Raw genomic sequence first — 9,873 nt, 5'->3', positions numbered from 1 at the left:
CCGAGCCGCCGGGCGGCCGCCACCAGCGCGCCGCGGTGCGCGGCATCGGTCACGTCCCCGGCGAGCGCCTCCACCCTCGTCCCGTGCTCCGCGACCGCCGCAGCCGTCTCCTTCAGCACCTGCGCCGTCCTGGCGTCCAGCACCAGATCCCAGCCCCGCGCGGCCAGGGCCTCGGCGAGCGCCCGCCCCAGCCCCTTCGAAGCCCCCGTGATGATCGCAACCGGCATGACAACCGTCCCCTCGTCGACCCGCCGCTCGGCGGTGCCCTCACCGTAGGAACGCCACCGCCCCGGCCGCCTCGGACGCGGGACGGGGCCCGCCGGGGCCCTTCGGCGTACGCCCACGGCACCGGGGACCTCAGCCCTAGGCCCTGCGGCCTACCCCGGTGCGTCACAGGTCCGATGCCCGCTGTCACACCCCGCCGGTACCGTGAGGAGCATGAGTCAAGGCCCCCGGTCCGGCCTCGCCGCGGTCAGTTCCGCGCTGCTGGCCATGAGCAGACACCTCGAGGTGCGTGACGTCCTGAAGACGATCGTCGCCTCGGCCCGCGAGCTGCTCGACGCGCAGTACGCCGCGCTCGGCGTCCCGGACGATCACGGAGGCTTCGCCCAGTTCGTCGTCGACGGCATCGGCGAGGAACAGTGGAAGGCCATCGGCCCGCTGCCCCGCCAGCACGGCATCCTGGCCGCGATGCTGCACGAGGCCAAGCCCGAGCGCCTCGCCGACGTGCGCAAGGACCCCCGCTTCGAGGGCTGGCCGTCCGCCCACCCCGAGATGTCCGACTTCCTCGGCCTGCCCATCCGGGACGGCGACGAGGTCATCGGCGCCCTCTTCCTCGCCAACAAGCTCTGCCCCGCGGAGGGAAACCCCCCGCGACCGCAGTCCGAGGGCCGCTGCGGCTTCACCGAGGACGACGAGGAACTGCTCTCGATCCTCGCCCAGCACGCCGCGATCGCCCTCACCAACGCCCGCCTGTACGAACGCAGCCGCGAACTCACCATCGCCGAGGAGCGCTCCCGGCTCGCCCACGAACTGCACGACGCGGTCAGCCAGAAACTGTTCTCCCTGCGCCTGACCGCCCAGGCCGCCGCCACCCTCGTCGACCGCGACCCCTCCCGCGCCAAGGGCGAACTCCAGCAGGTGGCCGCCCTCGCCGCCGAGGCCGCCGACGAACTGCGCGCCGCCGTGGTCGAGCTGCGCCCCGCCGCCCTCGACGAGGACGGTCTCGTGGCCACCCTCCGCACCCAGATCCAGGTCCTGGACCGCGCCCACTCCGCGCGCGTGACCTTCACCGGCCAGGGCGTCCGCGCCCTGCCGGCCGCCCAGGAGGAGGCCTTCCTGCGCGTCGCCCAGGAGGCACTGCACAACGCGCTGCGCCATTCCGGCGCGGAGCATGTCGACGTGAACCTCCACAAGCGCGGCCCCGACACCGTCCTGCGCGTCACGGACGACGGCTGCGGATTCGACCCCACGACGGTCCGCAGAGCCGGCCGTCACCTCGGGCTGGTGTCGATGCGCGACCGGGCCGGCGGGATCGGCGGCAGCCTGACCGTGGAATCGGTGCCCGGCAAGGGCACCACGATCGAACTGGAGGCTCCCGGTGGCTGACGCGATCAAGGTGCTGCTCGTCGACGACCACCAGGTCGTCCGCCGGGGCCTGCGCACCTTCCTGGAGGTGCAGGACGACATCGAGGTCGTCGGCGAGGCGGCCGACGGCGCCGAGGGAGTGGCCCGCGCCGAGGAACTGAAGCCCGACGTCGTCCTAATGGACGTCAAGATGCCGGGCATGGACGGCGTGGAGGCCCTCCGCAAACTCCGGGAACTGGCCAACCCCGCGCGCGTGCTGATCGTCACCAGCTTCACCGAGCAGCGCACGGTGGTCCCCGCCCTGCGCGCGGGCGCCGCCGGGTACGTCTACAAGGACGTGGACCCCGACGCGCTGGCCGGCGCCATCCGCTCGGTCCACGCCGGGCACATCCTGCTCCAGCCGGAGGTCGCCGGCGCCCTCCTCTCCCAGGAGGAGGCCAACTCCGGCCAGGGCAGGGGCGGCTCGCTCACCGAGCGGGAGCGCGAGGTCCTCGCCCTGATAGCGGACGGCCGCTCCAACCGGGAGATCGCCCGAGCCCTCGTGCTGTCCGAGAAGACCGTCAAGACCCACGTCTCCAACATCCTGATGAAGCTCGACCTCGCCGACCGCACCCAGGCCGCCCTGTGGGCCGTACGCCACGGTGCCGCAGGCTGAACCCCGCCCATCCGGACGCGTCTCCTCCGGTCTGAGATTCATACCGTCGTGGGAATGTCCCCCGGATGGCGCATCCTTCGGCGGTCGCCGGCGTTCTCCAGTGCGTGCCGCGGTGATCGCCGCGGCAATCGCCAGGAGGGGTCAGAAGTGAAGAACCTGAAGAAGGCAGCGGCCGTGACGATGGTGGCCGGCGGGCTGGTGGCCGCGGGCGCCGGGATGGCCTCCGCCACCAGCGGTGCGTCGGCCGACGGTGTGGCCGAGCGCTCGCCTGGTGTCGTCTCGGGCAACGTCATCCAGGCCCCGGTGCACATCCCGGTCAACGCCGTCGGCAACAGCGTCAACGTCATCGGCGTGCTCAACCCGGCCTTCGGCAACCTGGGCCTCAACCACTGAGTCCCCAGCCCTTCGGCCTCCCCCGGCCCCACTCCGGGGGAGGCCGGTCTGCTTGTCGCCCGAATCGCCCGAACGGGCCGTTCCGGGCCGAGCCCCGTACCACCGGTGTCCCTCCCGCGTTGATCAGCTCACGACCCGCGGCCGGGTCGCCCACGCAACAGCAGGAGGAACCCTTCTCATGAACATCGCCAAGAAGGCCGCTCTGGCCCTCACCGTCGCCGGTGTCGCGGCCGGCGCCTCCGCCGGTGCCGCTGTCGCCGACGCGGGCGCCGAGGGCGCGGCCGTGAAGTCGCCGGGCGTCGGCTCGGGCAACGTCGTCCAGGTCCCGGTGCACATCCCGGTCAACGCCGTCGGCAACAGCGTGAACGTCATCGGCCTCCTGAACCCGGCCTTCGGCAACACGGGCGTCAACGACTGACACCACCACCAAGGCAAGGGCCCCACACCGACACGGTGCGGGGCCCTTCGTCATGCCGGCCGGCGGCACCTGGGATCCCCCGAGCCACGCTCCCCTCACCCCTCGACAGACCTCACCGCTCCCGCTCCTCCACATACGCGTTGTACGCGGCCACCTGCGCCCGCCGCCCCGTCCGCTCCACCGGCCGCAACGCGGCGACCCGAGCCCCCATCTCGGACGCGCTCACCGCACCCCCGTGCCCGTTCTCGTACGCCAGCGACACCAGCAGCCCCACCCGCTGCGCGAGCTCCAGCACCCGCACCGCCCGCGGCGGATACCCCGGCGCCAGCATCTCCCGTCCCGCTTCCGCCCGAGCCCGGTACGCCTCGACCGCCGCCTCCGCCACCGGCCCCGACCCGGCCACGTCCAACCGTGACAGCACGGTCGTGGCGTCGCGCAGGGCCTCCGCCAGCTCCCGCTCGGCCTCACCTAGCGACGGCACGTCAGCGGGCGGAGCCTCCCGCACGGGGAGGCAGTGCCACACCACCTCCACATGCACGTCACCCGCGGGCCCGGCCTCGTACACCTCCGGCACCAGCCCGAGCGCGGCCCCGTGACAGACCACCGCCTCCTCGGCCTCCAGCGCCCGCGCGTTGAACTCCGGCGGTCCGCTCAGCCCCAGCGGATGCCCCGGCGCCGGCAGCGCCACCCGTAGCCCGCTCACCCCGAGTGCCCGCAGCCTCCCCAGGGCGAGCGTGAGACCGACGGGCGCGGACTCGCCGGGCAGTCCCTCCACCCGGTGCACGGCATCCGAGCCGACGATGGCGAGTGCAGCGTCGTCCGGAGAGACAAGTCCGGCCAAAAGGGCATTTCCCCAAGCGGCAAGGCGACCAGAGCGCGGTTCCGAAAGCATGCCCCCAGCCTAAGGACCGGACCGATGGAACGGTCCCCCCGGCCGGTGGCGTAGATTTTCCCGGAGGGCCGCGCCCACCCGCGCGCGGCGGTCCGAGCCACTGGCGTACGCGACAACCGAGACCGGCCACACTGCAAGGGGAGACAACGCGCTCATGAGCGATGTTCTGGAGCTTCAGGACGTATCCGTGGTCCGCGAGGGCCGGGCTCTGGTGGACCAGGTCTCCTGGTCGGTCAAGGAAGGCGAGCGCTGGGTCATCCTCGGCCCCAACGGAGCCGGCAAGACGACCCTGCTGAACATCGCGTCCAGCTACCTCTACCCCAGCAGCGGCACCGCCACCATCCTCGGCGAGACCCTCGGCACCCCCGGCACCGACGTCTTCGAGCTGCGCCCCCGCATCGGCATCGCCGGCATCGCGATGGCCGACAAGCTCCCCAAGCGCCAGACCGTCCTGCAGACCGTGCTGACCGCCGCGTACGGCATGACGGCCGGTTGGCAGGAGGACTACGAGGAGATCGACGAGCAGCGCGCCCGCGCCTTCCTCGACCGCCTCGGCATGACCGACTACCTGGACCGCAAGTTCGGCACCCTCTCCGAGGGAGAGCGCAAGCGCACGCTCATCGCCCGCGCCCTGATGACCGACCCCGAGCTGCTGCTGCTGGACGAGCCGGCCGCCGGTCTCGACCTCGGTGGCCGCGAGGACCTCGTACGCCGCCTCGGCCGCCTCGCCCGCGACCCGATCGCCCCCTCGATGATCATGGTCACGCACCATGTCGAGGAGATCGCCCCCGGCTTCACCCACGTCCTGATGATCCGTCAGGGCAAGGTCCTCGCCGCCGGACCGGTCGAACTCGAACTGACCTCCCGCAACCTCTCCCTCTGCTTCGGCCTCCCCCTCGTCGTGGAACAGGTCGGCGACCGCTGGACGGCCCAGGGACTGCCGCTCGCCTGACCGCCCCTGTTCGCGCCCTGTCGGCAGCGCACCTGCCGGACCTACCATGAACGTGTGAACGACATCGACGCGTGGGTGTGGTGGCTCGTAGGCGCGGCAGCGCTCGGAATCCCGCTGGTGGTCACCGCCATGCCGGAGTTCGGAATGTTCGCGGTCGGCGCGGTGGCCGCGGCCGTCACGGCGGGACTCGGCTTCGACGTGGTCGCCCAGGTACTCGTCTTCGTGGCCGTCTCCGTCGCCCTCATCGCCGTCGTACGGCCCATCGCGGCCCGGCACAGCGCCCAGCGGCCCCAATTCGCCAGCGGAGTGGACGCGTTGAAGGGCAAGCAGGCCGTCGTCCTGGAACGGGTCGACGGCTCCGGCGGACGCATCAAGCTGGCCGGCGAAGTCTGGTCGGCGCGCGCTCTCGACACCGACCGGGTCTACGACGTGGGACAGGAAGTCGACGTCGTGGACATCGAGGGGGCCACGGCGATCGTCATCTGACCCTGCCAACTCCCGCACCGCGTAAGTGAACAGAACAGCCCACGAGCCGGACGACGGTCTGTCACACTCGACCAGCAAGATCTTCAACAAGCCTAAGATCTTCCGAAAGCGCCGAGGCGGAGAAGGGTACGGGGAGCACGATGGAACCGGTCATCATCGTCTTGATCATCCTGGTGGTGTTGGTCTTCATCGCCCTGATCAAGACGATCCAGGTCATCCCACAGGCGAGCGCCGCGATCGTGGAGCGGTTCGGCCGCTACACGCGGACGCTCAACGCGGGCCTCAACATCGTCGTTCCGTTCATCGACACCATCCGCAACCGCATCGACCTGCGTGAACAGGTCGTGCCGTTCCCCCCGCAGCCGGTGATCACCCAGGACAACCTGGTCGTCAACATCGACACCGTCATCTACTACCAGGTGACCGACGCCCGCGCCGCGACCTACGAAGTCGCCAGCTACATCCAGGCGATCGAGCAGCTCACCGTCACCACCCTGCGCAACATCATCGGTGGCATGGACCTCGAACGGACGCTGACCTCCCGCGAGGAGATCAACGCGGCCCTGCGCGGCGTCCTCGACGAGGCCACCGGCAAGTGGGGCATCCGCGTCAACCGCGTGGAACTGAAGGCGATCGAGCCCCCGACCTCCATCCAGGACTCGATGGAGAAGCAGATGCGCGCCGACCGTGACAAGCGCGCCGCGATCCTCACCGCCGAAGGCACGCGCCAGGCCGCGATCCTCACGGCCGAGGGCGAGAAGCAGTCCGCGATCCTCAGGGCCGAGGGCGAGGCCAAGGCCGCCGCCCTGCGCGCCGAGGGCGAAGCCCAGGCGGTCCGTACGGTCTTCGAGGCGATCCACGCCGGCGACGCGGACCAGAAGCTCCTGTCCTACCAGTACCTCCAGATGCTCCCGAAGATCGCCGAGGGCGACGCCAACAAGCTCTGGATCGTCCCCAGCGAAATCGGCGACGCCCTCAAGGGCCTGTCCGGTGCCATGGGCAACTTCGGCGGCATGGGCGGCGGTTCGGGCTCCAACGGCGGCGGCTCGGACAGCCCGAAGGAACGCCGCGAGAAGCCCTCGATCGACTGACCCGCAGGACCCCGCGCACGCACAGTTCCCCGCGCCCCCCGTCAGGGGACGCGGGGAACCGCGCGTGCGGCCACGTACGACGACTCCGCTAAGCGGCGTCCATGGTCAGCCACTCCGGCAGCGCCGCCAAGTCGTCCTGCCCCAGGGCGAGAAGCATCGCGTCCTGCGGCGTCGGCTCGAACGGCAGCCGCAGCAACGGCATCCCCGCCTGGTCCGGAGTCCGGTCCGCCTTACGGTGATTGTCCTCCGCGCAGGAGGCGACCGTGTTGAGCCAGGAGTCCTGACCACCCTGAGCCCGCGGCACCACGTGGTCCACCGTGGTCGCCCGGTGGCCGCAGTACGCGCACCGGTGCCGGTCCCTGACCAGCACACCCCGCCTCGACCACGGAGCTTGTCTTCGGAACGGCACCCGTACGTACCTGCACAGCCTGATGACCCGGGGCGCCGGTATGTCCACCTCGGCTCCCCGCATCCGCAGTTCGGGGTGGGCCTGCTCGACGACGGCCTTGTCCTGAAGCACCAGAACGACGGCACGGTTCAACGTCACCGTCGACAGCGGCTCGAAGCTCGCGTTCAGTACCAGCGTGTCCCGCATACCAGCCCACCTCCTGTGTGCACCGGCCCACCCCCTGGCGGGCTGGAGTCAACTCTGGCCGGGCACGCCGAGATGGACAACGCAATATCTGCTGCTCCCACGGGGGATGCCCCCCGCGCCCCCGGCAACAAAATGCCCGCCCCTGATCACTTCCAAGACCAGGGACGGGCAAACGTTGAATGAACGATGAGCTGACTCAGCCGAGGGCCGGCTCAGCTCGCGGGGTTCTCGTACTCACCGACCAGCTGGGCCCGCGCGATCGTGTGGAACCGCAGATTGAACCCGACGACGGCCGGCGAGGCATCGGCATCCGGACCGAGTTTCTCCTGGTCCACCGCGTACACCGTGAAGACGTAGCGGTGCGCCCCGTCCCCGGGGGGCGGAGCGGCTCCGCCGAAGTCCTTCGTCCCGTAGTCGTTGCGCGCGTGTACGGCACCTTCGGGCAGGCCCGCGAACCTGCCGCCGCCGGCACCCGCCGGAAGCTCGGTCACCGAGGCGGGGATGTCGAAGAGCACCCAGTGCCAGAACCCGCTGCCCGTGGGGGCGTCCGGGTCGTAACAGGTCACCGCGAAACTCTTGGTCTCCGGCGGGAAACCCGCCCACCGCAACTGCGGCGAGGTGTTCCCGTCCGCCTGGACCTGATCGCCCTTGAGTGTCCCGCCCTCCTCGATGTCCTCGCTCGTCACCGTGAACGACGGCACGGGCGGATGGAAGTCGTGGGGGAGCGGCCGGCGCTTGAGCTCGGTCACCTCGGTACCTCCCGAATCGGTTCTGGAATCAGCGGCTCCGAGCCTAGAACCAGTTGCGCTTGCTGCCGACCTCGGACAGCCACTGGTTGAGGTACGCCGCCCAGTCGGTCCCCTGGAAGTCGTTCAGCCCCACCTTGAACGAGCGGAAGGTGTCACTGCTCTCGCTGAACAGGCCCGGCTTCTTGTCCATCTCCAGGACGACGTCCATCGCCTGCTCGTCGGCCACGAAGCTCAGCTCGACCTGGTTGAGGCCGCGGTACTGCGCCGGGGGGAAGAACTCGATCTCCTGGTAGAAGGGCAGCTTCTGCCGCGTACCCCGGATGTGACCGCGCTCGAGGTCCGCGTTCTTGAAACGGAAGCCGAGCTGGAGGAAGGCGTCCAGGATCGCCTTCTGCGCGGGCAGCGGGTGCACGTTCACCGGGTCCAGGTCACCGGAGTCCACGGCACGGGCGATCTCCAGCTCGGTGGTCACCCCGATGTTCATCCCACGCAGGGCCTGTCCGTCGATCATCGTGACCGGCGTCTCCCACGGGATCTCCAGCCCGAACGGCACGGCGTGCACCGCGTTCGCCTGGAGCTCGAAGGCCCCGCCCAGCCGCTGCTTGGTGAACTCGATGTCCTGCTTGTACTCCTGGTCCCCGTTCTCGACCTCGACCTTGGCCTGGAGCCCGACCGACAGCCCCTCGATCTGCTGGTTGACGGACCCGCCCTGGATCCGCACCTCACCCTGCACCACGCCACCCGGGACGACGTTGACCTCGGTCAGCACCGTCTCGACCGAGGCCCCACCGGCCCCGAGACTCGCGAGCAGCTTCTTGAACGCCATGACTCTCCCTCTACGACCTCTACGACGGGATCCTTGATCCCTACCAACGCAATCCGGCCGGGGCCGGTTCCGCGCTCCACCCTGACAAGTCGAGTCCGGGACGGCCACCCCGGCGCACCGACCGTCTCCACTACGCTCGGAGGGCATGATCGCGACCCCCGACCGTACGCCTCTGCCCAGGACCTTCTTCGAGCGCCCCGTACTGGACGTCGCCCCCGAACTTCTCGGCCGCCTCGTCGTGCGCACCACCCCGGACGGTCCGATCACCCTGCGCCTCACCGAGGTCGAGGCCTACGACGGCCCGAACGACCCCGGCTCCCACGCCTTCCGCGGCCGTACGGCCCGCAACAGCGTGATGTTCGGTCCGGCCGGACATGTGTACGTCTACTTCACCTACGGCATGTGGCACTGCATGAACCTCGTCTGCGGTCCGGAGGGCGAGGCGAGCGGTGTCCTCCTCCGCGCCGGCGAGGTGATCGAAGGCGCCGACCAGGCTCGCAAACGTCGACTCTCGGCCCGTAACGACAAGGAACTGGCCAAAGGCCCCGCCCGCCTGGCCACGGCCCTGGACGTCGACCGGGCCCTCGACGGGACGGATGCCTGCGCCTCCGGCGACACCCCGATCCGCATCCTCACGGGCACCCCGGTCCCCGCCGACCAGGTGCGCAACGGTCCGCGCACCGGAGTCTCCGGTGACGGAGGCGTCCACCCCTGGCGCTACTGGGTCGCTGACGACCCGACAGTGAGCCCCTACCGGGCCCATGTGCCCCGGCGCCGGCGAAGTTGACTCCCCTTGGGCAGCGGCGTAACGTAGCCCGAGCCGCTTGACCCGGGTACGGCATTCGCCTGCAGCCGGAAGCGGCCAACCCACTACCTAGATCGCCCCTCAGCGGGGGTCGAATTCGACGTGTCCGCATGTCTGAATTCGAACTCGACGAAGCTCGATTATGAGCTGGCGAGAGAATCGGCTAACGTAGTGAATGTCGAAAGGCCGACAGGCGAAAGCCAAAAGCCCAAGATAAATCCCGCCGACAGGGAATCGGAACTGGAAACGGTCTGATAGAGTCGGAAACGCAAGACCGAAGGGAAGCGCCCGGAGGAAAGCCTGAGAGAGTCTCTCGGGTGAGTACAAAGGAAGCGTCCGTTCCTTGAGAACTCAACAGCGTGCCAAAAATCAACGCCAGATATGTTGATACCCCGTCCCCGGCAGTGATAGCCGAGGATGAGGT

General features: G+C 69.9%; 13 protein-coding genes. 8 read left to right on the top strand and 5 right to left on the bottom strand.

Annotated features, from left to right (window positions below):
- On the bottom strand, positions 1-227 hold a 227-nt coding region (locus BZL64_RS31445; RefSeq protein ID WP_143663361.1), incomplete at its 3' end, for an SDR family NAD(P)-dependent oxidoreductase.
- 211 nt (positions 228-438) lie between these two features.
- Here BZL64_RS31445 and BZL64_RS31440 point away from each other — a divergent pair.
- The 4 genes from BZL64_RS31440 (at position 439) to BZL64_RS31425 (ending at position 3,053) form a co-directional block, all read left to right on the top strand.
- Positions 439-1,608 carry a GAF domain-containing sensor histidine kinase gene (locus BZL64_RS31440; RefSeq protein ID WP_086772534.1) on the top strand — a complete coding sequence of 390 codons (1,170 nt, stop codon included), beginning with the start codon at positions 439-441 and terminating at the stop codon, positions 1,606-1,608.
- A complete protein-coding gene (locus tag BZL64_RS31435; RefSeq protein ID WP_086772533.1) occupies positions 1,601-2,242 on the top strand; it encodes a response regulator in 642 nt (213 codons plus the stop codon). The genes BZL64_RS31440 and BZL64_RS31435 overlap by 8 nt, the downstream gene beginning before the upstream one ends.
- 147 nt (positions 2,243-2,389) lie before the next feature.
- Positions 2,390-2,635 (top strand): chaplin, encoded by a 246-nt coding sequence (locus BZL64_RS31430; RefSeq protein ID WP_086772532.1) that lies wholly within the window; start codon positions 2,390-2,392, stop codon positions 2,633-2,635.
- A 178-nt stretch (positions 2,636-2,813) separates the two neighbouring features.
- Positions 2,814-3,053, top strand: coding sequence for a chaplin (locus BZL64_RS31425; protein WP_086772531.1), 240 nt, complete (start codon positions 2,814-2,816; stop codon positions 3,051-3,053).
- A gap of 112 nt (positions 3,054-3,165) precedes the next feature.
- On the opposite strand, the gene BZL64_RS31420 is transcribed toward BZL64_RS31425, so the two are convergent.
- A complete protein-coding gene (locus BZL64_RS31420) occupies positions 3,166-3,945 on the bottom strand; it encodes a hypothetical protein (RefSeq protein ID WP_086772530.1) in 780 nt (259 codons plus the stop codon).
- 154 nt (positions 3,946-4,099) lie between these two features.
- Between BZL64_RS31420 and BZL64_RS31415 the strand changes: the two genes are divergently transcribed.
- The 3 genes from BZL64_RS31415 (at position 4,100) to BZL64_RS31405 (ending at position 6,474) form a co-directional block, all read left to right on the top strand.
- A complete protein-coding gene (locus tag BZL64_RS31415; protein WP_086772529.1) occupies positions 4,100-4,897 on the top strand; it encodes an ABC transporter ATP-binding protein in 798 nt (265 codons plus the stop codon).
- A gap of 54 nt (positions 4,898-4,951) precedes the next feature.
- A complete protein-coding gene (locus BZL64_RS31410; protein ID WP_086772528.1) occupies positions 4,952-5,383 on the top strand; it encodes an NfeD family protein in 432 nt (143 codons plus the stop codon).
- Positions 5,384-5,523: 140 nt separating this feature from the next.
- The gene (locus BZL64_RS31405) at positions 5,524-6,474 is read left to right on the top strand and encodes an SPFH domain-containing protein (protein WP_086772527.1); all 951 of its coding nucleotides are present in this window, start codon (positions 5,524-5,526) and stop codon (positions 6,472-6,474) included.
- Positions 6,475-6,562: 88 nt separating this feature from the next.
- Here the strand turns inward: BZL64_RS31405 and BZL64_RS31400 are convergent, their stop codons facing one another.
- The 3 genes from BZL64_RS31400 to BZL64_RS31390 form a co-directional block, all read right to left on the bottom strand.
- Positions 6,563-7,069, bottom strand: coding sequence for an HNH endonuclease (locus BZL64_RS31400; RefSeq protein WP_086772526.1), 507 nt, complete (start codon positions 7,067-7,069; stop codon positions 6,563-6,565).
- A gap of 212 nt (positions 7,070-7,281) precedes the next feature.
- On the bottom strand, positions 7,282-7,818 hold the full coding sequence (locus tag BZL64_RS31395) for a YbhB/YbcL family Raf kinase inhibitor-like protein (RefSeq protein ID WP_086772525.1): 537 nt from the start codon (positions 7,816-7,818) through the stop codon (positions 7,282-7,284).
- 43 nt (positions 7,819-7,861) lie between these two features.
- A complete protein-coding gene (locus BZL64_RS31390; protein ID WP_086772524.1) occupies positions 7,862-8,644 on the bottom strand; it encodes a sporulation protein in 783 nt (260 codons plus the stop codon).
- A gap of 145 nt (positions 8,645-8,789) precedes the next feature.
- On the opposite strand from BZL64_RS31390, the gene BZL64_RS31385 reads away from it, so the two are divergent.
- Positions 8,790-9,431 (top strand): DNA-3-methyladenine glycosylase, encoded by a 642-nt coding sequence (locus BZL64_RS31385; RefSeq protein WP_086772523.1) that lies wholly within the window; start codon positions 8,790-8,792, stop codon positions 9,429-9,431.
- Positions 9,432-9,873: the final 442 nt, after the last annotated feature.

The sequence above is a fragment of the Streptomyces bobili genome, assembly GCF_002154575.1.
Classification (GTDB): domain Bacteria; phylum Actinomycetota; class Actinomycetes; order Streptomycetales; family Streptomycetaceae; genus Streptomyces; species Streptomyces bobili.
Note: the sequence above shows the minus strand (reverse complement) of the source record. Positions and strands in the feature narration are given on the sequence as shown.